This is a genomic window from Xenorhabdus sp. KJ12.1 (assembly GCF_963876495.1).
Taxonomy (GTDB): Bacteria; Pseudomonadota; Gammaproteobacteria; order Enterobacterales; family Enterobacteriaceae; genus Xenorhabdus; species Xenorhabdus stockiae.
In genome coordinates, this window is record NZ_CAWNQH010000061.1 from 101,819 (window position 1) to 125,478 (window position 23,660).

At 45.3% G+C, this 23,660-nt stretch carries 13 protein-coding genes; 4 read left to right on the plus strand and 9 right to left on the minus strand.

Going from position 1 to position 23,660, the window contains the following annotated elements:
- Positions 1–111: 111 nt before the first annotated feature.
- The 4 genes from AACS92_RS07755 to yfbV form a co-directional block, all read right to left on the minus strand.
- Positions 112–1,941: an SLC13 family permease gene (locus AACS92_RS07755; protein WP_099108471.1), complete on the minus strand. Its 1,830-nt coding sequence runs from the start codon at positions 1,939–1,941 to the stop codon at positions 112–114.
- A gap of 112 nt (positions 1,942–2,053) precedes the next feature.
- On the minus strand, positions 2,054–2,728 hold the full coding sequence (locus AACS92_RS07760; RefSeq protein WP_304440759.1) for a sugar phosphatase: 675 nt from the start codon (positions 2,726–2,728) through the stop codon (positions 2,054–2,056).
- Between the two features lie 306 nt (positions 2,729–3,034).
- On the minus strand, positions 3,035–3,652 hold the full coding sequence (locus tag AACS92_RS07765) for a hypothetical protein (RefSeq protein WP_099108394.1): 618 nt from the start codon (positions 3,650–3,652) through the stop codon (positions 3,035–3,037).
- Between the two features lie 634 nt (positions 3,653–4,286).
- Positions 4,287–4,742, minus strand: a complete 456-nt coding sequence (gene yfbV / locus AACS92_RS07770; protein ID WP_099108395.1) for a terminus macrodomain insulation protein YfbV — start codon at positions 4,740–4,742, stop codon at positions 4,287–4,289.
- Between the two features lie 264 nt (positions 4,743–5,006).
- Here yfbV and ackA point away from each other — a divergent pair, with 264 nt between their 5' ends.
- The 3 genes from ackA to AACS92_RS07785 all read left to right on the plus strand — a co-directional run bounded on the left by ackA (position 5,007) and on the right by AACS92_RS07785 (position 16,260).
- Positions 5,007–6,209 carry an acetate kinase gene (gene ackA, locus AACS92_RS07775; RefSeq protein WP_099108396.1) on the plus strand — a complete coding sequence of 401 codons (1,203 nt, stop codon included), beginning with the start codon at positions 5,007–5,009 and terminating at the stop codon, positions 6,207–6,209.
- Positions 6,210–6,285: 76 nt separating this feature from the next.
- Complete coding sequence (gene pta / locus AACS92_RS07780) at positions 6,286–8,430, plus strand: phosphate acetyltransferase (RefSeq protein WP_099108397.1); 2,145 nt, start codon at positions 6,286–6,288, stop codon at positions 8,428–8,430.
- A gap of 408 nt (positions 8,431–8,838) precedes the next feature.
- The gene (locus tag AACS92_RS07785; protein ID WP_099108398.1) at positions 8,839–16,260 is read left to right on the plus strand and encodes an amino acid adenylation domain-containing protein; all 7,422 of its coding nucleotides are present in this window, start codon (positions 8,839–8,841) and stop codon (positions 16,258–16,260) included.
- Between the two features lie 181 nt (positions 16,261–16,441).
- Here the strand turns inward: AACS92_RS07785 and AACS92_RS07790 are convergent, their stop codons facing one another.
- Entirely contained in the window at positions 16,442–17,068 is a 627-nt protein-coding gene (locus tag AACS92_RS07790) for a beta/gamma crystallin domain-containing protein (RefSeq protein ID WP_099108399.1), read from the minus strand.
- Between the two features lie 399 nt (positions 17,069–17,467).
- Positions 17,468–18,871: an MFS transporter gene (locus AACS92_RS07795; RefSeq protein ID WP_099108400.1), complete on the minus strand. Its 1,404-nt coding sequence runs from the start codon at positions 18,869–18,871 to the stop codon at positions 17,468–17,470.
- A 162-nt stretch (positions 18,872–19,033) separates the two neighbouring features.
- Between AACS92_RS07795 and AACS92_RS07800 the strand changes: the two genes are divergently transcribed.
- Positions 19,034–19,699 carry an ArsR/SmtB family transcription factor gene (locus AACS92_RS07800; RefSeq protein WP_099108401.1) on the plus strand — a complete coding sequence of 222 codons (666 nt, stop codon included), beginning with the start codon at positions 19,034–19,036 and terminating at the stop codon, positions 19,697–19,699.
- Positions 19,700–19,833: 134 nt separating this feature from the next.
- Here AACS92_RS07800 and AACS92_RS07805 read toward each other — a convergent pair whose 3' ends face one another.
- Genes AACS92_RS07805 through astB form a run of 3 tightly spaced genes read right to left on the minus strand, consistent with a single transcriptional unit; the run spans position 19,834 to position 23,632 of the window.
- The gene (locus AACS92_RS07805; protein ID WP_099108402.1) at positions 19,834–21,258 is read right to left on the minus strand and encodes an amino acid permease; all 1,425 of its coding nucleotides are present in this window, start codon (positions 21,256–21,258) and stop codon (positions 19,834–19,836) included.
- Between the two features lie 43 nt (positions 21,259–21,301).
- A complete protein-coding gene (astE, locus tag AACS92_RS07810) occupies positions 21,302–22,276 on the minus strand; it encodes a succinylglutamate desuccinylase (protein WP_099108403.1) in 975 nt (324 codons plus the stop codon).
- A 12-nt stretch (positions 22,277–22,288) separates the two neighbouring features.
- On the minus strand, positions 22,289–23,632 hold the full coding sequence (gene astB, locus AACS92_RS07815) for an N-succinylarginine dihydrolase (RefSeq protein ID WP_099108404.1): 1,344 nt from the start codon (positions 23,630–23,632) through the stop codon (positions 22,289–22,291).
- Between the last annotated feature and the right edge of the window lie 28 nt (positions 23,633–23,660).

Sequence of the window (23,660 nt, forward strand, 5' to 3'; positions counted from 1 at the left end):
TCAGGCAGCTTAACATTCTTATTAAGCTGCCTGATATCTGTTCAATCTATTTCAAAATACATCACGTAATTATACCCAATGGATTTCAAGATACATAACCAACAAAAATACTCAGAAAGGAAAAAGAACAGGCACAACAGCCACACTAATAGCTAAGACAACCAAAGTAAAAGGTACACCCAATTTCAGGAAGTCAGCAAAACGATATCCACCCGGCCCTAATATCAACGTATTAACCGGTGAAGAAACCGGTGTCATAAATGCCGCCGAAGCCGCGATTCCAATAATCATTGCAAAAGGAAGAGGAGATACTGCCATCTGTTTGGCTGCTGCAATCGCAATGGGTGCCATTAATACCGCAGTTGCTGTATTGGAAATAAACAGCCCAATAACGGCGCAAAGAATAAATAAACAAACCAGCATAGCGCGTGGGCCCATATTACCGGCAATATCCATTAATCCGCTGACAATCAAATCAATCCCGCCGGTTTTTTGTAGTGCCAGTGCAAATGGCATCATACCAACAATCAGGATAATGCTTGGCCAGTGAATGGCACGATAAGCACTCTCCATATCAATACAGCGAAATTGCCCCATCAGCAAACAAGCGATCAAAGCAGCAATAAAATTCGGAACTTCATTGGTCAGCATCATCGCCACCATTAACGCAAGGCAAAACAAGGCATGAGGAGCCTGAGATGCGGCTGGTGCGGCACTTTCTACTTCAATAGGCAAATTCAGCATAATAAAGTCCGGTGCTTTAGTTCTCAGCTCACGTACCAGCTTCCAGTCACCGATTACCAGCAAAGTATCGCCCAGCAGCAAAGGCTCATCAAACAGCTTACCAGCCAGAGCCTTACCACTACGCCGAATACCTACCACATTTAATCCATAGCGGGTACGGAATTTCATACTACGCAGTGATTGCCCCAATAAATCCGATTCAGGGATCACGGAAATTTCTGCCATCCCGACTTCCCGGGATTGATCAGAAAAATATTCACCGCGTAATATCATGGGTTCTAACTGTTGCTCACTACAGAATTGGCGTAAATCTATATCACTGTCGGACATATCCACCAGTAATACATCCTGTTGACGCAGTTCTGTCTCGCCGGTTGGAGCAACCATAACCCGGCGGAATTTTCGCCAGCGCTCAATACCAATTACGTTAGCCCCATAACGTGCGCGTAACCCTAATTCATCCAGAGTATGGCCTATTAATGGTGAACTCTGCCGAACAGCAAGGCGCCGGGCGCGCCCTGATAATTTATAATCACGGATAAGATCACGAAATGACCGATGGTAGCGTTCATCAGGTCTTGGCGGTGTTTTACTTCCCAGCCAACGGCGGACGAGTAGCATATAAATAATTCCCGCCAATAAAACTAAAATTCCGATAGGCGTAATGGAAAAGAAACCAAAACCTTGCAGCCCTTCACGCACCAGTTCGCTATTCACCACCATATTCGGTGGTGTTGCAACCAGCGTCATCATACCACTGATAAGGCCAGCGAACCCTAATGGCATCATTAATCGCCCGGATGAAGTCTGCATTCTGGCTGCCACACTTAAAACGACCGGAATAAAAATGGCTACAACGCCCGTGGAACTCATGAAAGCACCCAGTCCGGCAACGGATAACATCAGTAAAGCCAGCATTTTAGTTTCACTGTTACCCGCCACCCTAACCAACCAGTCTCCCATCTGATAGGCCACACCCGTTCTCACCAGTCCTTCACCAATGACAAACAGTGCTGCAATCAATAAAACGTTAGGATCGCTGAAACCGATAGTGGCTTCATTTAAGGAAAGCGTACCACTCAGGACAAAAGCAGTAATAACCAACAAAGCCACGACATCCATTCTGACTTTATTAGTTGTAAAAAGGACAATCGCGACTAATAACAGGGTCAATACCCACAACAGTTCAGTATTCAATACAGCCTCTATCAGAAAAGACGGCCTGCTGGCAGGCAGGCCGGGGATTATCAACAAGAACCTATACTGGGAGCATTAAACCTGTTTTATATGAAGAATTCTTCGGCTCAGATCAACAATCTATCTGATTCATTTGATAAATCGTTACATAGCCGCCTGATTTAACAATTTCGATATCTTCCAGATTGGTAACAGTCATATGAATTTCATCACGACGGGGAATGCCCGGTTCATCATGAACAACCACAACCTGACAGCCCGCATCTAATCCGGCATGGATACCCGCTGCCGCATCTTCAAAAACCACGCACTCTTCCGGCAGCAGCCCTAATTTTTGTGCCCCCAGCAAGTAAGGCTCAGGGTTTGGTTTACCGTTTTTAACCGATTCGGCTGTCACCCAATGGGCTGGCTCTGGTAATTCAGCTTCTTTATGGCGGGCAGAAGCAAGCGGGATCGTTCCTGATGTGACAATGGCCCAGGGGATCTCCAGCGCATTCAGTTTATCAATCAGGGCAATAGCACCGGGCAAGGCAGTAATACCTTCCATATCTTCTGTTTCGATTTTTTCAATCCACTTAAACGTACTGATAATCTCTTCTTCTGTGGCATCAGGCATAAAATGGCGTATTGATAATAATGCTGGTGTACCATGCACATAGTTCAGCACTTCATCGTGGTCAATACCCAGCTTATCTGCGAATTTAATCCATGCCCGTTCAACAGCAGGCAGTGAATCGATCAGCGTACCATCCAAATCAAATAAAAAACCTCTACATTTCAGCTCCAAACCCAACTCCTTTAAACTCAGTTATGTGTTAATAATTAGTGTAATCTCAACTAAGTTCAGATAGTACTGACGAAGGTAAAAAAATTAAAGCATCAATTCCATTTATCTTTTATCGCGTTCTGCAAATTTAAAACATAACCTGAAAAACCAAATAAAATCGCACATATGCAATATGATAATATTCCTCCTCCAATAAAATCTAAAAGTTGCCACCAAAAAATTCTTTAATAAAAAAAGAATTCTCAGTGACAACTTAATTAAATTTTATTTACCTCTAATTCAACAATATTATTGTAAAGAAAAAGTCTAGCATATTGCATGTCTAGGGCAACATCCCCCACCGCCAAAACCACCAATTTTCCACCCACTAGGACACGGAGGATCAAAACAATCATCACAATAAGGCGGAGGTGGAGATGGAGGTGGATCATTTTTTATGATATTAAGAGCAATGTTAATCGAATCAGTATCAGGATAAAAACGAACGGTGTAATCTAAACAATTTGATTCATCACATGTAGCACTAATATTAAAATTAGCGCACTCACTCTTTTTATGAAAAAAAACATACCAGCCAGTATCATTATAATAATGATCCAACTCAATAGAACAAGAGTCCCCATCATCAGACGATATATTCCACTCTATAGATTTATTCTTAGCTATACAATCACCTGAATTACTATCGCTAAAACTCTCATTATGTTTATCGCCAGCTTTCAAAGTAATAGGTTGTTTATCTTCCCCAAACATACACTTAGGCTCTATGTTATCTATTGTTAGCGTTCTATCTGAAGAGTTATTTTTAAATTTTAAAGTAAAGTTTTCAAAACGATCAAAATCCCCTTTGATCATTTCAGTCGCATTAGCATATTGAAACAATGATACTATAATAAAAAAAATCATAGAATATAATTTCATCATAACAATTCCCTCATATTAATATAAAGCAAATATTTTATGAAATTAATTTTCCAGAATAACTTTCAATTCCATCATCAAAAACAAATTCAATAAGTACTTCCCCTGACAGTAACAAAACAACATTTTTTATTTAAAAACTCAAACGAAAATAATTTAAATAAATCAAATTACCATTAAAAAACAAAATAAAAAACACCCAATAAATTAAATTAAATCTCTTACAAAAGATAATTAATATATATTACAAAATATCACGATACATAATAAACCCTTTAACAAAATAGCAATAATTATAGATAAATTCGATAATAAATATTTATTCAGCGACATCAATATTTATCCCTTAAAAAAGATTAAATGTCCCTTAACCTTTTATTGTAAGCTCTATTATCCTCTATAGATTTCGAGCTGCCCGCCAAAAAAGACAACTTAAAAAACGGCAGGTGTAGGAAGTTAAATAATGAAAGAGCATAATAAATGCCAGCTCATCAATCAATAAAAGGACAGGGATACATCGGGATAAGATAGATTTTTCTGATCATGAAAAACCTATCTGAAAAACCGTATTAAATTTATTGGATGGGAAATTTATCAGTCAACCGATACAAAAACTGTCAGAATTCACACTGACAGTTTAAATATCATCAAGAAATGAGTTATCCAGTTGTTTGAACGCACGTTTCAGCAATTCAGCCAAGGATAAATACGTTGGCGTGTTTTCGACTGGCATCATCGCGATCCCTGCTTCGGCAAATTTTTCACGAATTTCGTAAAACCATTTCAGCAAGCTTTCCGGTAAAGGAGTCGCCGCACGTTTTCCCAGCCACCAAAGCCCTTGTAATGGCAGGCTACAGGCAAACAGAGCGGTTGCGATAGATGGGCCTAACTGCCCGCCCAGTGCGATTTGCCACGTCAGAGTAAAAATCGCCAACGGTGGCATAAAACGGATGCCAAAACGGGTCGCTTTAATGATGCGATTTTCAGGAAACACAGGAGCAAGCTGTTTTTCCAGTGGCCACGTCTTCAGATATTGTTGCCCCAGCTGGACTTTTTTGAACCAACCCTGGTTGGCAGGTGGCATCGTATTCATCATGACCTCAATCAATTAAAGGTATAGTTTTTAAAAAATACCTACAAAAGATAAAATCTTTTTTGTAGTATTAATAGCATTAAGTATATTTTGTCTTTAATGCTGGCAAACGGTATCCTACACAGACTTTTGTGTGGTTGCAGCAACAAAACAGAAAACCCGCCTGTTTTCGCAACACTTTGGTTCCGTTTGTTAATAAATTGCTTCTTTTTTTAACATTTTTCTTATTTAAGATTAGATCACAACAAGATAATAGGTAATTCCATGTCAAGTAAGCTGGTACTGGTTCTTAACTGCGGTAGCTCCTCTCTGAAATTCGCTATCATCGATCCTGCTAATGGTGAAGAATATCTTTCTGGTTTGGCTGAGTGCTTCGGTCTGCCTGAAGCTCGTATCAAATGGAAAATTGATGGCGCGAAAAACGAAGCTGCTTTAGGTGCCGGCGCAGCACACAGTGAAGCGCTGAACTTCATTGTTAATACTATTCTGTCTGAAAAGCCAGAACTTTCTGCACAAATTTCAGCCATCGGTCATCGTATCGTTCACGGCGGTGAAAAATTCACTTCTTCTGTCATCATCACTGATGAAGTTATCGAAGGCATCGAAGCTGCGATCCCATTCGCACCATTGCACAACCCTGCACACCTGATCGGTATCGCTGAAGCGAAAAAAGCATTCCCTCATCTGGTTGAGAAAAACATTGCCGTATTCGATACTGCTTTCCACCAGACTATGCCTGAAGAAGCTTACCTGTACGCTCTGCCATACAACCTGTATAAAGAGCACGGAATCCGCCGTTACGGCGCACACGGCACCAGCCACTTCTTCGTTTCCCGTGAAGCCGCAAAAATGCTGAACAAGCCAGCAGAAGAACTGAATACTATCATTTGCCATCTGGGCAACGGTGGTTCTGTTTCTGCGATTGTTAACGGTCAGTGTGTTGACACTTCAATGGGTCTGACTCCACTGGAAGGTCTGGTAATGGGTACTCGTAGTGGTGACATCGATCCAGCTATCGTATTCCATCTGCACGACGCTATGGGCATGAGCATTGACCAGATCAACACTCTGCTGACCAAAGAATCTGGCTTACTGGGCCTGACTGAAGTGACCAGCGACTGCCGTTACGTTGAAGATAACTACGAAACCAAAGCTGACGCTAAGCGTGCAATGGATGTTTACTGCCATCGTCTGGCTAAATACATTGGTGCTTACAGCGCACTGATGGAAGGCCGTCTGGATGCAATCGTATTTACTGGCGGTATCGGTGAGAACTCTGCACTGGTTCGTGAACTGACCCTGAAGAAAATTGCTCTGCTGGGCTTCGAGTACGATCACGATCGCAACCTTGCAGCACGTTTCGGTAAAGACGGTGTGATCACAACTGATAACAGCCGTCCTGCTCTGGTGATCCCAACCAATGAAGAATTGGTGATCGCTCAGGATTCAGCTCGCCTGACTGCATAAGTAATAGATTTCCGGTAGCCGCCAGCCATGCTGGCGGTTATTGCTTGACTGACCAGCAACCGTTAAAGAGGTTTCCGTGTCCCGTACAATTATGTTGATCCCTACTGGCACCAGCGTTGGTTTAACCAGTGTCAGCCTGGGTGTAATCCGCTCCATGGAGCAAAAAGGCGTTCGCCTGAGTGTCTTCAAACCTATCGCCCAGCCACGTAACAGCGGCTCCCAAGACAGAACCACAACGATCATCCGCTCCCACACCAGTATTCACGCTGCTGAACCACTGGCTATGGCTCATGTAGAATCCCTGCTGGCCACGAATAAAAAAGATGTGTTGATGGAAGAAATCGTGGCTAACTACCACGCTAATACCAAAGACGCTGAAGTGGTTTTGATCGAAGGTCTGGTTCCGACCCGCAAGCATCCGTTTGCCCAGTCTCTGAACTATGAAATTGCCAAAACACTGAATGCAGAAATCGTGTTCGTCACTGCACTGGGTACTCACACTCCAGAGCAATTAAAAGAGCAGATTGAACTGAGTCGTGCAGAATACGGTGGCAGCAAGAACAACAACATCATCGGTGTTATTGTCAATAAGCTGAATGCACCGGTTGATGACCAAGGCCGTACCCGTCCGGATCTGTCTGAAATCTTCGACGAAGCAACAAAAGCAACTGTTGCCAATGTCGATCCGGCAACCGTATTCAAAAACAGCCCGCTGCCAATTCTCGGCTGCATTCCATGGAGTTTTGATCTGATCGCAACCCGTGCGATTGACATGGCAAAACACCTGAAAGCTGAGATCGTTAACGAAGGCGCTATCCAGACCCGTCGTATCAAATCTGTGACTTTCTGTGCTCGCAGCATCCCTAACATGCTGGAGTACTTCCGTCCGGGTTCTCTGCTGGTGACTTCCGCAGACCGTCCTGATGTTCTGATCACGGCTTGTCTGGCAGCAATGAACGGCATTGAAGTTGGTGCAGTTCTGCTGACCGGCGGCTACAAAATTGATGATTCCATTCGTGAACTGTGTGAGCGTGCATTCAATACTGGCCTGCCAGTTTTCACTGTGAACACTAACACCTGGCAGACTTCCCTGAACCTGCAAAGCTTCAGCCTGGAAGTTCCTGCGGATGATCACGAGCGTATTGAGAAACTGCAAAACTATGTTGCGCAGCATATCAGCAACGAATGGATCGATTCTCTGGCAGCGACTTCTGAACGTCCGAACCGCCTGTCACCACCAGCATTCCGCTACCAGTTGACTGAACTGGCGCGTCAGGCTGGCAAACGTGTTGTTCTGCCAGAAGGTGATGAGCCACGTACCGTTAAAGCTGCGGCTATCTGTGCTGAGCGTGGCATTGCGGAATGTGTTCTTCTGGGTGATCCAGAAGAAATCCGCCGTGTTGCAGCGGCTCAGGGTGTTGAACTGGGTGCGGGTATTGAAATCGTTAACCCGGCAACTGTACGTGAACGTTATGTTCCACGTCTGGTTGAACTGCGTAAAAATAAAGGCATGACTGAAGTTGTGGCTCGCGAGCAACTGGAAGACAACGTTGTTCTCGGCACCATGATGCTGGAACAAAACGAAGTTGATGGTCTGGTTTCCGGTGCAGTTCATACAACGGCAAACACTATTCGTCCGCCATTGCAGTTAATCAAAACCGCGCCAAACAGCTCTCTGGTTTCTTCCGTGTTCTTTATGCTGCTGCCAGAACAAGTACTGGTTTACGGTGACTGCGCAATCAACCCGGATCCAACCGCAGAGCAACTGTCTGAAATCGCCATTCAGTCCGCAGACTCAGCAAAAGCATTTGGTATCGATCCTCGCGTTGCCATGATCTCCTACTCCACCGGTAACTCTGGTGCGGGCAGTGATGTTGAGAAAGTTCGCGAAGCAACCCGTCTGGCGCAGGAAAAACGCCCTGATCTGATCATCGATGGTCCATTGCAGTACGATGCGGCTATCATGGCAGATGTAGCGAAATCCAAAGCACCAAACTCACCAGTTGCTGGTCAGGCTACCGTGTTTATCTTCCCGGATCTGAACACCGGTAACACCACTTATAAAGCGGTACAGCGCTCTGCGGATCTGGTTTCTATCGGACCAATGCTGCAAGGTATGCGTAAACCAGTTAACGACCTGTCCCGTGGCGCACTGGTTGATGACATCGTTTATACCGTTGCTCTGACTGCTATTCAGGCAACTCAGCAAGAAAACGCGTAATTTCCTGCCGCGTTATTCTTATCTGAACAATCCCGGCAAATTGCCGGGATTGTTTATAAAACCACAGCTACGTATCCCCTTTCAGTTCGCCATTATCCTGTTTCAGATAGTGATCATTGTCGATTAACCATTTCACAACGCACATTTCATACCCACAAACCCTGATCACATACGTTCTGGCGCTCACTTAATCACCATAAAAAAAATTTGCATAGATATAGTTTTGCTGATTTATTATTTCTGCCAGTCACAACGCTTTTGAGCACAAATCATCTCATCAGGGTCCGGATTTTTCTGACATCTTTGATTTGTCTGTAAAGGCAAAAGGAAATAACGCTAACCATATAAAAATAAAGTGAAAATTTTAGTTTCGAAAACTATTTTGAATTGCTATTAGGAGAAATAGGTATGCCATACAATCACAACCGTACCTCTGAAAGTTCCTTAGCCATTACAAGTTCCGATCTGATTTCCTATCCTCTCAGCTCACCACAGCAGGCTATCTGGTTCGATCAAGTCAGCCAACCAGATCAATCCAACTACAATGTTGGTATTTTTATCTGTATTGAAGGCGTTCTGGACGAGACCCAGTTTATTCACGCCTTTGAAACGGTTGTTGAGCAGTATGATGCCCTACGTTTACAGCTCACTAATACCCATACTCTTCCGGTTCAGACAGTGGCTGATCATTGCCCTGTATCCGTCCCCATCTATGATTTTTCATCGCATCCAGATGCAGAAACCAAAGCAAGGCAATATCTCGATACCCGATTTATGCAACCGTTTCACTTAAATGAAACGCTCTGGCATTCCGAATTATTCAAAGTGAGTCATACACGTCGATACTGGCAGTTTTGCTGTCACCACATAATCATTGATGGGATTGGAGCGTTCATACTACTTGAGGAGGTTATTGATCGTTATAACCGGCTAATGAAGGGAGAACCTCTGAACAAAGTTGCCCCTTCTTACCTTGATTTTATTACAGATGATCTGGCTTATCTGGCCTCACCAAACTACGCGGATGACCTGCAATTCTGGCTGGAACGCTATGAAAATCCGCCATCTCCTTTGCTACACCCGATGAAATCCAATCGCACGATGCAGTATGGAATGCAGCACAGTCAAACTGAACCTATTTTCTGGTTAATTGACCAGACACTTTTTAACCGTATCAAAAACATTGCCACCGAACAGAAATCGTCCTTCTTGTACATTATACATTCCGCTCTGGTGTGCTATTTTGCCCGGACAACGGATGTGAATGAAATCGTCATCGGGATGCCTATACACAACCGCAAAAATACCCGACAAAAACACACCATCGGGCTTTTTGCATCCGTGCTCCCGATAAAAGTGACCATTTCTCCGGAAGATACGTTCCGTGACATTATGAACAAAACAGCCGCGGAGGTGAAAAGTTGCTATAAACATCACCGTTTCCCGATTGCAGATCTTAACCGGCACATTCATATTCAGCAGAAAACAGAAATAACTCAATTATTCGATATCACCCTGTCACTCGAACCGTTTGAAGCCAATCTACATCTGGAAGGAGAGGACACCCGCGTTACCTGTGTTAATACACAAAATAGAAATCCTTACCCCCTTTCCGTCAGAATCAAGCAATTTATAGATACTGCGGCTCCCGAAGATACTTTTCAGTCTGCCACCATTGAGTTCAAATACTCTGGTGAATATCTGACTGCCACGGAAGTGACGGCTCTCCGCTCCCGTCTTGCTGTCCTGCTTGATGCAGCCCTGACTTCACCGGATACGCCGATAATCAATTTGCCTATTTTGCCCGAAGAAGAGCGAAAAAAGGTGTTGGTGGACTTCAATGCCACACAGTCTGATTTCCCGCAAACCGCTCTTATCCAAACGCTCTTTGAACAACAGGTCATACTGGCACCGGAGGCGATTGCTGTCGTCGGCGAAACACAGACGTTCAGCTATAACGAACTGAATCAACGCGCCAATCAACTGGCACATGCTCTGATTGCCTTGGGGGTTCAACCTGATGATCGGGTCGCCGTGTGTATCGAGCGCAGTCCGGCCTTCATCGTCTGCCTGTTGGGTATCCTGAAAGCTGGGGGGGCTTATGTGCCCCTTGATCCGGCTTATCCGACCGAACGGTTGGCGGATATACTGGACGATGCCGTTCCGGTCGTGTTACTGACTCAGGCTGCGCAGCGCGACAAACTGCCTGATACCGTGCCTGTATACACACTGGACGCTTCCGGAACTTTAGAGGCGGCCCCGGAACTGCCAACCCATAACCCGAATGCTCAGGCATGGGGGCTGACCTCACGCCATCTGGCTTACGTGATTTACACGTCCGGTTCAACGGGACAACCAAAAGGCGTTATGGTTGAACACCGCAATGTGAATCATTTGGTGATCAACAGTAGTTATGCGGATATCGGAGCGGATGACTGCGTAGCACATTGCGCTAATATTGCGTTTGATGCCTCAACGTGGGAAATCTGGACGCCTCTGCTCAATGGCGGGCGTCTGTATGTGATTGCCCAATCCGTGCTGCTCAACCCCGAGCATTTCCGTGACACCTTGATCTGCGGGAAAGTCACAGCCCTGTGGTTAACGACCGGCTTGTTCAATGCTTATCGGGAAACGCTGATGCCGCTGTTCGGGCAACTGCGCTATCTGCTGGTCGGCGGGGATGTCCTCGATCCGGGCAAAATACAGCGGGTGCAATTGGCTGAGTGCCGGCCTGCTCATCTGATTAACGGCTACGGCCCGACAGAAACCACCACTTTTGCAACCACCTATGCGATAACATCGCCTGTTGATGTTGTATGTCCCATTCCGATTGGTTGCCCCATCGCCAACACTCAGATCTATATTCTTGATTCACATAGGCGACTGGTGCCGCTGGGGGTAACCGGTGAAATTTATATTGGCGGTGCCGGAGTGGCACGGGGTTATCTGAACCGCCCTGATCTGACCGCCGAGAATTTCCTGCCCAACCCATTCTCCACTGAACCGAATGACCGACTGTACAAAACCGGCGACCTCGGGCGCTGGCTGCCGGATGGCAATATTGACTACCTTGGCCGCAATGATTTTCAGGTGAAACTGCGGGGTTTCCGCATTGAACCGGGAGAAATCGAAGCCAGCTTGATGCGATGCGAGGGAGTACGTGAGGCTGTTGTTATGCTTCGTGACAATGCCAGTGACGATAATGAAAGCTCCCAGAAACAACTGGTGGCTTATCTGCTGGCGCAGGACGGCGCTGAGCTCATTCCGGCGGAACTGTATGCGCAACTATCCCAGCGCCTTGCCGATTATATGCTGCCCGGTGCGTTTATTATCTTACAGTCTTTCCCGCTGACCCCTAACGGCAAACTTGACCGTCGGGCGCTTCCCGGCCCTGACCCCGCCGCGATAATCACGCGTGATTATGTTGCGCCGGTGGGTGAGGTAGAAACTACACTGGCGGACATCTGGCAGGATTTATTGGGGCTGGAACGGGTCGGTCGTCACGATCATTTCTTTAGACTGGGCGGCCATTCGCTGATTGCCGTTAGCCTGATTGAACAACTGCGCAGCCAAGGGTATGCATTGGACGTACTCAGTATCTTTACTGCACCATTACTTATGGATATGGCGCAGGCAATACAGGTGCGACGAGGAGCGTCGGACAATCTTATTCCCCCCAATGGCATTCCTGACGATTGCACAGCAATAACACCCGATATGTTGCCACTGGTGACGCTATCACAAAACGAAATTGATACCATTGTTGCCACTGTCACCGGCGGTGCGGCTAATGTGCAGGATATTTACCCGCTTTCCCCATTACAGGCCGGTATCCTGTTCCATCACCAGATGCAGGAAAACGGCGATGCGTATTTGTTAAGCTGCTTGCTGGCCTTTGATTCCGGTGAACGGCGGGAGGCTTTCCTTCAGGCCCTGCAACAAGTGATAGACCGCCATGATATCCTGCGGACTGCTTTCTGCTGGCAGAAATTGACCCAACCCGTTCAGGTGGTCTGGCGACAGGCCACCCTGAAAATAAATACTTTTATTGCTCCGGATGACGAACAGGATGTTTCATCTCAGTTACTGGCATATACCGATCCACACCAGCGGCGCCTCAATCTGAATCAGGCACCGCTTTTCTCTGCCGATATTGCTTATAATCCCCATAAGAACGAGTGGCTGCTGTCCCTGTGCTTCCACCATCTGGTCAGCGATCATACTACGCTAGGATTGATTATTGCGGAAATCAGGGAATTACTGTCCGTTCGTGGCAAAGAGCCCCATTCCCTAACATTACCTCCCGCCCAGCCTTACCGTAATTTTATCGCTCAGATCCGCACTGTGCCGATTGAAAAACATCGGGACTATTTCCACCAGCTGCTGGGAGATGTGGACGAACCAACTCTGCCCTTTAACTTACGCAATGTGTGGGGAAATCATGAAGGACTCAATAAGATAGAGGAAGCCAGGCTGACACTGGATGATCAATTAACGCATCAGCTACGTGACTGCACCCGTCAACAGGGTGTCAGTACTGCCGTTCTGTTCCATATCGCATGGGCACAGGTTCTTGCGCAATGCAGCGGACGGGAAGATGTTATTTTCGGTACCGTTTTATTAGGGCGTTCATTACAAGGTGCGGGGGTTTCTCAGGTTCTTGGTATGTTTATTAACACGCTGCCAGTGCGCATTATGTTGCATGAACGCACTGTACAAAAAGTGGTACAGGAGACTCACCTGCAACTCAGCAAATTGCTGGAACATGAACAGACTCCGCTGACGATTGCTCAGTATTGCAGTGGTATTCAGGCACCCCACCCCCTTTTCAACAGTCTGCTTAACTTCCGTCATAGCCCACGTAGCAATCAACTAACCGAGTCGCCGGTATGGGAAGGTATTCAGATATTCAACAGTGAAGAACGTAGTAATTATCCGCTGTCATTGGATGTGGATGATTTCGAAGATGGTTTTGCGTTAACCGCACAATGCAATCATCAGATTAATCCGGCACGTATTAACGCTTATATGAATACTGCGTTGAAAACACTGGTGACAACATTGCAAAATATGCCGCAACAGAATATTCAATCCCTCAGTATTCTGCCACCGGCAGAACGCAGTCAGTTATTGGAAGAATTTAACAGTGCCAGAATTGACTGCCCACAGGATATGTTACTCCAACAGTTGTTTGAACAGCAGGCGACCCTCACACCGGATGTCATCGCACTGATTCACGCAGAGCCAATGAATCGAGAAGTTCAGCTCACCTACCGCGAACTGAACCAAAAAGCCAACCAGTTGGCTCATGCCCTGATTGATGCCGGTGTACGACCGGATGATCGTGTCGTGATTTGTGTCGAACGTGGTGTCGATATGGTGATTGGCTTGCTCGGTATTTTGAAAGCCGGCGCGGGTTATGTACCGCTGGATACGAATTACCCGACCGAGCTTCTGAACTATATTCTGTCAGACTGTACACCGACGTTATTACTGACCCAACAACACCTAAAAACCCGTTTATCTGCCGATATGCCGATATGGGTGCTGGATGATAACAGTCATACCGAATGTATGGCGCAACAACCAACACATAATCCGGATTCGCAGCAACTGGGGCTGGCACCACACCATCTGGCTTATATTATCTATACTTCCGGCTCCACCGGTCAGCCAAAAGGCGTGATGATTGAACATCACAATGTGGTTAACTTCATACACGTTCAACGCCAGATCAATGAACTAACACCAGCTGACCGCGTACTCCAGTTTACCTCCGTTGCATTCGACACCAGCGTATCAGATATCTTCGCCACACTCGCCACCGGTGCAACCTTAGTGATGTGCCCGTCAGAACTGCGAGTTCCGGATAATACTTTTGCCCGATTCCTGCAACAGCAGCAAATCACAGTCGCTGATTTACCAACGGCATTCTGGCATCTGTGGGTACAGGAAATGGTCGCCGGACGTTGTGGTTTCAGCCCGTCTCTGCGGCTGGTGATTGTGGGTGGTGAAAAAGCTGAACTACGCCACCTGATGATCTGGCAAACATTGCCGGAAACCCAGTCATGCCACTGGATTAACTCTTACGGCCCGACGGAAACGACTGTTATTGCCACCGTATTGAAAGTTGATCGTCATTCTGCTTATACCGGAGAAACCCTGCCGATTGGTTATCCCATTGCCAATACGCAAATTTATATTCTGGATAATCATGGTAAACCCGTCCCAATGGGTGTTATGGGAGAACTCTATATCGGTGGAAGCGGAGTTGCCCGTGGTTATCTGAATCGCCCTGAACTGACCGCAGAGCGTTTTTTGCCTGATCCGTTTTCAACAGAAACCAAAGCCCGACTGTATAAAACCGGCGATTTAGGGCGTTGGTTACCCGATGGCAACATTGAATATCTGGGACGCAATGATTTTCAGATTAAACTACGTGGTTTTCGCATCGAACCGGGGGAAATTGAGGCTAAACTGACTCGCTATCCCGGAGTACGAGAGGCTGTTGTGGTCGCCCGTGAAGACCAGCACGGCGATAAGCGCCTTGTAGCTTATTTGATTCCCGAACAGGGGATAGCTGAACCGGAGGCAAAACTGATACCTGCTGATCTCCGCCAGCAACTCTCCCAAGAGCTTGCCGATTATATGCTCCCCAGTGCGTTTGTTATCCTTGATGCCTTTCCGCTAACCGTCAACGGCAAACTAAATCTTCAGGCATTACCCGCACCGGATCAGACAGCCGTTATAACCCACAATTACGAAGCACCGATGGATGCTCTGGAAACTACACTGGCTGAAATCTGGCAGACATTACTGGGTTTAGATCGTGTTGGTCGCTATGACAATTTTTTCGAACTGGGTGGTCACTCACTCAATGCAACACAATTACTAGCACGTATGCATCAACAAGGCATGGAAATTCCTCTGACCACATTGTTTACTTGCCTGACATTGTGTGAACTGGCAATCGCCGTGCGTAAACAGACGATTACCCCTGCGTTCTCCCGCAATATCAATCCAGTCCCGCTAAGCCCTGAGGGAAGTTTGCCACCACTGTTTTTTGTACACGAACTTACTGGCAACCCGCTGGTTTATTCATCTCTGGCTGCCCTGCTTCCTCCTGAATTACCCATTTATGCGCTACAGGCGCTTGGTATTCATACACTCGCCGAACCACCGATATCTATTAACGCTCTGGCGACCAGTCATATACAGGCTATTCGGCACGTACAGACTCACGGCCCTTATCGTCTTGCCGGATGGTCTCTGGGAGGCGTAATCGCCTATGAAATAGCCATGCAATTAATGCATGATGGTGAGGAAGTCACATTTTTGGGCATGATTGATTCGGGAAACATCAGTCGATATTCCACCCTGCCTGATAAATTAATGAATACGACACAACAACGTATCAACAGGATTATCAAATATCTGCAAATATCCATACCGGAGATTAATGATCATACGCTGGAAGTGCTTTATCAGTTTAATGATGTTGAACAGATCGTTAATCATTGTATAGACTGCCAATGGTTACCTACCTATTACACACGTGAAAATCTCTTCCTGCATATTGGTACGATTGAGTTTCTGGATCAGCTGAGCACAGATTATATTCCACAGGCGTCAGAGTTACCGATCCATCTTTATAAAGCGGAAAACTTTATTATTGATGGAGATGAATGGCACGGCTGGCAGGGCGTTGTGGCAAACTCTTCCACACTCCATCCTATCGGTGGCACACACTATTCGATTATGCGACACCCCCTGGTTAACCAACTAGCCGACTCTGTCAGTAGAATTCTGGAGCCTCGGAAACCGCAATAAAAGTACTCAAGTCACATAACTAACGATGCAGTTATGTGACTTGGAAATCGACTTATTTATTATCAGGGATGTATACATTTCATCTTACAGGTTGCCTCTTTGTTGGCTACATGCCTTGAAATCCATTGTGTATATATTTCAAATACATCCCCTTTATTTTTACTAGTGAATTGCTTTTATTTTACTGATTAACAGGAAGTTTTTCCAAGATAAAATTAAACCTATAATTATCTTCTTTTTCAAATTTCATATAAAGAGGCTTGGTTTCATTATAAGTGATAATATCAATATCAGTTCCATTATATTTAAAATAAACCGCACCTTGAGTAACTGGAATATTATTCTGATCAAAAACAACAACAGAGGTAATATACATCTGACCATCTTTGGGAATTAGACCAACAACTTCATAATCTCCGCCTGAAAGACAATCTACAGGATCAGGAATTGTATAAGTCCTAATGTTAGCCCTAAACACTTGATTAATACCTGATTTGTTAATTAATTTTATAGCCAGTAAATCACGGTTTACCGGAGAGACTATAAATTTTGATAACCCTTCGATATCACTGATATCTGGCTGGCTTGTATCCCACTCACGGTAAATTTGCCCAGATTGGCTATCACTGCCATGTCTCCAGGCAAACACAATAGAATTTGTTCCTATTTCAACAGAAAGAAATTTATCATTTAATGGTGTACCAATCAAATTTACTTCTTTACTATTTTCTGGATATTCATACAAGCTTCCACTATAATTTTTTCCAGTATAAAAAATAACACCATTACTTAATGTTTTTTTTGGCATTTTCATTTCCCTTAAGGTTCATTGTGAGATAAACCTAAAGGTTAAACAGATTGATTTTATATATCAAGCCAATGAAGCCTCTTATATTAAACTAGAAATATTAAAAAAACATCCATTCCATTTTTTCACCGAATGTGATTAACAAATAAATATACCAACAAGTAAAACACCTGTACCAATAATAGTTACTCTATTTTAAACAAATTAAAACATAAAAATTAAATATGAAAAATAGATTACCTAAAAAAAGTTACAAACCAATATCCCAATTAAAATAATCCCTACCTCTTTTAATTTCAGTTTTATTGACGGAGTGTATTACTTATAAATTAGCCTGATAAAAATGCTGACAAAAAGGCACTAATCACCAACATAAGTGACCAGCGCCTGATTAATTTATCACCCAATACGTACACGACGCACAACAAATGCAGCTAGCACCGGAGCTATCGCAAAGACCGCAAACAGCCACACTGCGGCACCTTGAGCGCCGGCTAAACCACCCGGTTCAGAGAATCCGGCAATGTTTGCCACAATACCAGCAAGTGCGGAGCCGATTGCTGTCGCGTACAATTGCACGGTTGTGATCGAGGTCGATGCCAGATCTTCCTGACCGACAGGCGCGCTCATAAATACCTGTGTGAGCATATGCGGCCAGGCAGCGCCAATGCCAATACCAACCGCAGCAAGTGCAATACACATCAATATAATGCCGAAAGCCGGGCTGAACAGATATTGCGATGGCATGATGATTGCCAGCATGATAAGCGCAATTACAACAAGAATGGGGCCATGCCGAACCAACATCTGTGCAATCTGTGTGCTACGCCCGGAACTGAACAACGAACCAAGCGTCCAGCCCGCCGCCATCAATGCAGTCGCATAACCCGCTATTAGTGGACGATAACCATGAATGACCTGCAAAAAATAAGGTACAAATATCTCAGTTGTCATACCGATAACAAGCAGGCTCATACAGGCATAAATGGCGCCAAGAGGAGCACGGATATCATAAGCACCTGTCGGCAACAGTTTAATTTTCGATTCACGATCAAAGCGGGCAATCAATACCACAATCGCAAGTCCCATAACGACACCAGCAATATTGATAAAAACCAACTTCGACAGGCTTGCCATCGAAATAATAAGCACTGATACACCAAGTAGCAGGATCTTGCCAATTGCAGCCCGCTCTGTCTGCACCACAGATTTTTGATAAATCGCCAACTGAACAAGCACAATCACAGCAAGTACAGCAGCAACCGGCAAAAGAGCAATAAATGCGAGACGCCATGTATCCCCGTTCGCAAAAATCCCACCAATAGCCGGGCCACAAAGTGTTGCAATGCCCCACATACCAGATACCATCGCCATCGCTCGGGGCCATAATCGTTCATCAAATACAATACGAATGAGTGCGTAACTGAGGGCAAACAAAATCCCGCCACCAAAACCCTGTATAAAACGCCCAACAAGCATCCACTGCATATCTGTTGCTGCTGCGCATATCAGCGTTCCTGCACAAAAAACGACAAGCGCCACAAGATAAGCAGCGCGAGGTCCGAAACGACTCAGCACGTTTTTAGACAATGGCGCACCAATAATTGATGCGACCATGAATAAAGTTGTATTCCATGTATAATACTCAAGCCCGCCAATATCCCGAACAACGGATGGCAGAATTGTTGTAGCAATATAGATATTGATTGCATGTAATGCGACGCCACCTGCGAGTGCAATTGAAATCAGGCCGTTGCGGCCGGAAAGTAGTTCCCCCCAAGAAGGGGCAATATTAGAACTCATAAATTACCTCATCAGTTTTATACATAGGGTTGCTCATTTTGCGATCAGGTCATTAATCTATCATTCCAACAATTAATGGATCAATGGTGAAGATGAATTAACTATGCTATTTATATTGCACATTTCGATATTCGAACTTTTTGTTATCTGAAACGGTTGCTTATGAAAACAGTTGATCCTACTGCTCATGCTATTAATGAAATGGCTGATTTTGCTAAAACACTCGGGCACTCACATCGACTAACCCTGCTTGAAGCCGTATTTAGGCGTGAAAGTTCAGTGGAATATTTAGCAGAAATATCCGGGCTATCCATTACCAATACTTCACAGCATTTACAGCAATTGCGACGTGCCGGATTCGTCCAGACCCGTCGTGAAGGCAAGCATGTTCTGTACAGAATTGGCGATGGACCGGTAGCAAACATACTTGTTGCTTTACGGGACTATCTCGCCTATCAGCAAACTGAGATCCAGCGTGTCGTTTCTGACAGCATTCGTTATCCGGAGCACTTCGAAGGTATTTCTATTGAAGAATTGCTCAGCAGACAAGAAGACGGGGTACTATTGCTGGATGTCCGCTCAGAAGAAGATTACGCCGCAGGGCATATTCCCGGCGCCATTAACATACCGACAGAAACCCTTGAACACCACCTTGATGAGTTACCACGTAATCAGGATATTCTCGCTTACTGTGGCGGACGATACTGTGTACTCTCTGTTCAGGCTGTTTCATTACTGCGGTCGGAAGGATTTAAAGCGCTGCGAGTCGGAGAAGGTTTTCCGGGATGGCGGGCAGCAGGTTTGCGCGTAGAGGCTTTAGAACGCTGACTTTACCTTATATTCCGGCCAGATGATTCGGTGGAAAAAGCCATCTGGCTGGCTATTAAACATAAGATAATGCCGAGCGCTATAAATAGCATTTAAACAGATCTTTTGGCTCAATGAATCCTCAACATTATCAATTAATCAACTGCATCTATAACCCTTCTTTGCTGCTGCCGCTTTTTCCGCATACGCCATAAAACCTCAAGGATAACAAACCAGATTGGTGTGCCATATAAGGCAATACGCGTATCGTAATCAAAAATCATGATAACCACGGTAAAAGCGAAAAATATCAGAGTGCACCATGTCATCGGAATGCCCATCGGCATTTTATAGATGGATTTCTCATGTAAGTCAGGACGTTTTTTACGGTAAGCCAGATAAGCAAGCAATATCATACACCAGCTATAAACAACCATGATGGCGGCTACAGTGGAAACAATGGTAAATAACTTCATCACATCGGGAACGATAAACAAGAGAAGTACACCACTTGCCATGCAAACAACAGAAAATATCAGGCTGAAAACAGGAATTGCACTATTTACTGAAAGCCGCCCGAACCAACCATGAGCCAATTTTTCAGTGGACAGGCCATATAACATACGGGTACAGGCATATAATCCGCTGTTTGCTGAAGACATTGCCGATGTCAGTGCCACAAAATTAATCACTGCGGCGGCAGCCGGTAATCCTGCCAGTGCAAATAGCGTAACGAACGGGCTGACTTCCGGAGAAATGTGAGGCCATGAAGTCACGGCAATAATGCACATCATGGAAAACACATAAAAGATAATAACGCGAATGGGAATACTGTTGATGGATTTCGGTAAAATCTTCTCCGGCTCTTTCGTCTCAGCGGTAACAGTGCCCACTAGTTCAATACCAGTAAAAGAGAAAATCGCAATCTGAAAACCGGCCAGAAAACCAAATACACCATTGGGCAGAAAAACTTCCGGGTTAGTCAGATGGCGAACAGAAGCCGTGACACCATTTGGTGATGTCCAGCCAATAGCAACCATACCCACACCAACAATAATCAGTGCAACTATCGCCACAACCTTAATCATGGCAAACCAGAATTCCGTCTCACCGAACAACCGGACTGAAAAAAAGTTACATAAACACATTAATCCAAGAATAAACAGCGCGGTAAACCAGAGGGAAATATCAGGAAACCAATACTGAATATAGCCACCACAGACCACGACATCCGCAATACAACTCACTACCCAGCTCATCCAGTATGTCCAGCCCAGAAAATAACTGGCTTTTTCCCCAAGATAGTCAGCGACAAAATCAGCAAAGGTACGGTAATCCAAGTTGGAGAGTAACAACTCTCCCATCGCCCGCATCACCATAAAGGCAAAAAAGCCGATCAGCAGGTAAGTCAGAATAATAGAAGTTCCTGATACAGCTATAGTCTTCCCTGTTCCCATGAATAGACCAGTCCCGATGGCACCGCCAATGGCAATCAACTGGACATGACGTTTTCCTAATCCACGGTGAAGTTTCTGCGCACCTGCGGATTGCTCCGCAGGTGTTTTTACCGTATTCGTCATCATTAACCTCCAGGGTTTTCTTATATGAATAGATATGAATTGATCAGGTTAATTGCTCCAATAACAGGCCTGCCCTCAGACCAATGGCAACGTTAGCGTTAGGAAATAAAATAAAGTTTGCCGGAGAAGTAATTTTCCAGGATTGATTTTCCTGACTGGCAATTTCAAAACCGTCCGGCAGGGCCGTGAAGTTTTTTGTATCCTCCGGAATATGAAGCCGGAAACTACTGTCCTGTTTGATAATTGAATCGACTGCCCGGTAACGTTTTATTTCCGGCTTTTGCCGCTTCACAGAAAATACGCCAGCAATCAACTTCTGTAATGCTGTTGTAATATTGCTGAATTTAGCCAGATCGTTCTGCCCGAACGAGTAGACTTTGCCAATTTCCATCGTGCAACTATCTACATTGAAATACTGGCTGGTAAATTGGCTGAATGTTCCGCCTTCACTTTTATGAAAAACCATCGCATCAATATCACTGCCTTCCAGCCATTGTAGGAGGTCAGGCGAATATTCACGCTGCTGGAAAGGCAGCAAGGCAAACTGTTCATGGCAGGAGCCACGAATTGCTGTATGCAGGTCAAGATGCCAGCGGCGTGTTGATGCCATAACCGCAGGCTCCTGAAAAAAACGCTGTATCACAGATTCCAGCTCAACTGCACGCTGTGTCTCATTTCCGGAAGGAAAATTCTGATACCGGCCACCAAACATGCGATTCAGATCGTTATGGATATAGCGCTTGCTTTCACGCATGGCAGGCAAATTGCCGAAAATGAGCAGCAGGTTATGCTGCAACGACAGACTCCCCTGCACCAGTTGTGTTAATAGCTGGAGCAGTATTTCAATCGGGGCCGTTTCATTACCATGAATTCCTGCGGAAATAATCAGCGTATCGCTTTTACTCTCTTGCGGGATCAGCTGTAATACACCATCTGCCAGCCATTTAGTGGTTAATGTCGACGGGAAACTCAGTGTACTTTCAAGTTTCTTTTCAAGTAATGGGGAAAGTAAATCCATCAATCCTCCTGATTAACGCTGAAATTCATAGATTGAACCAAGTCTGAGGATCTGGGTTAATTCATCCAGAGCGGAGCAGACTTCTGTCAGCAACTGAGGATCTGCCAGATCAGCGGTATATAAAGAATCTCGATAATGGCGCTCAACCCAGTCAGTTAAGCTCAGATACAGATCCGGTGTCATAATCACTGCCGGATTAACCGCTGCCAGTTCTTTTTCTTGCATCGCCACCCGAAGGCGCAAGCAGGCAGGCCCACCGCCATTACGCATACTTTCGCGCAAATCAAAGAAATGGAGTTGACTGATAGGGCTCTCACCCGTCGCAACCAGAGACTGTAGATAGGATGATACGTTGGTATTCTGGCGGCACTCTTCCGGTAAAATCAGCGCCATACTGCCATCTGACAGGCTCAATAACTGGCTGTTGAAAAGATAAGAACTGACTGCATCCTGCATGGATACCTTTGATGCAGGCACTTCAACAGGGATCAGGTTTTGCCCCAGGTGCGCCAGCTTTTCCTCAATTTCAGCCAAGACTGACTGCTGATTTAAAAATGCTTGCTCATGATAAAAGAATACATTCCTGTTACTGACCGCAATGACATCGTTATGGAAAACGCCGCTATCAATGGCGATAGGGTTCTGTTGAGCAAAAACAGTTTGCCTTTCATCTAACTGATGTAAGCGTGCAATGGCTTCACTCGCTTCCAGTGTCTGGCGGGCGGGATAACGCTCTGGTACAGGCCCTGCCCGGAAAGCACTGCGGCCATATACAAATAGCTGCACACCCGCTTCGTCATATTCACCACAAAAACGGTTATGGTTTGCCGCGCCTTCATCTCCCCAGTCAGCATGTTGAGGTAATGGTGCATGGTGAACAAAGTAATTCGGATCTGAAAAAACCGCTTTTAACGCCCGGGATGTTGTCACACTTTCCAGTGAACGATGGAGTTTGTTATTTAAGTTTGCCACCGTGAAATGGACGCATTGGTCAGCACTATCAGCAGAAGGAGATACTGTTGCTGCATTAGCTGTCCACATGGAAGAGGCTGAGCTGAGGTTGGATAACAGCAATGGTGAATACTTTGCCGCTTTATTCAGCACCTGTGCATCATTTCCCGTAAACCCTAGCTGCCGTAAAGCAGATAAATCAGGCCGCTGTTGTGGAGGTAAAACCCCCTGCACTAATCCCATATCCGACAGTGCTTTCATCTTTGTTAACCCTTGTAAGGCCGCCTTACGAGGGTTGGATTTCTGCCCGCGATGATTTATCGAGGCTTCATTGCCCATTGATAACCCGGCATAATGGTGGGTCATTCCCACTAAACCATCAAAATTTGCTTCAATTCCCGACATAGTGACCTCTGTTCTCCCTGCTGTCCTT

What these genes read in the sequence shown, in the direction of transcription:
- AACS92_RS07765 (WP_099108394.1), bottom strand. Translation starts at nt 3,652, where the DNA reads ATGATGAAATTATATTCTATGATTTTTTTTATTATAGTATCATTGTTT.
- yfbV (WP_099108395.1), bottom strand. Translation starts at nt 4,742, where the DNA reads ATGAATACGATGCCACCTGCCAACCAGGGTTGGTTCAAAAAAGTCCAG.
- ackA (WP_099108396.1), top strand. Translation starts at nt 5,007, where the DNA reads ATGTCAAGTAAGCTGGTACTGGTTCTTAACTGCGGTAGCTCCTCTCTG.
- AACS92_RS07785 (WP_099108398.1), top strand. Translation starts at nt 8,839, where the DNA reads ATGCCATACAATCACAACCGTACCTCTGAAAGTTCCTTAGCCATTACA.
- AACS92_RS07790 (WP_099108399.1), bottom strand. Translation starts at nt 17,068, where the DNA reads ATGCCAAAAAAAACATTAAGTAATGGTGTTATTTTTTATACTGGAAAA.
- AACS92_RS07795 (WP_099108400.1), bottom strand. Translation starts at nt 18,871, where the DNA reads ATGAGTTCTAATATTGCCCCTTCTTGGGGGGAACTACTTTCCGGCCGC.
- AACS92_RS07800 (WP_099108401.1), top strand. Translation starts at nt 19,034, where the DNA reads ATGAAAACAGTTGATCCTACTGCTCATGCTATTAATGAAATGGCTGAT.
- AACS92_RS07805 (WP_099108402.1), bottom strand. Translation starts at nt 21,258, where the DNA reads ATGACGAATACGGTAAAAACACCTGCGGAGCAATCCGCAGGTGCGCAG.
- astE (WP_099108403.1), bottom strand. Translation starts at nt 22,276, where the DNA reads ATGGATTTACTTTCCCCATTACTTGAAAAGAAACTTGAAAGTACACTG.
- astB (WP_099108404.1), bottom strand. Translation starts at nt 23,632, where the DNA reads ATGTCGGGAATTGAAGCAAATTTTGATGGTTTAGTGGGAATGACCCAC.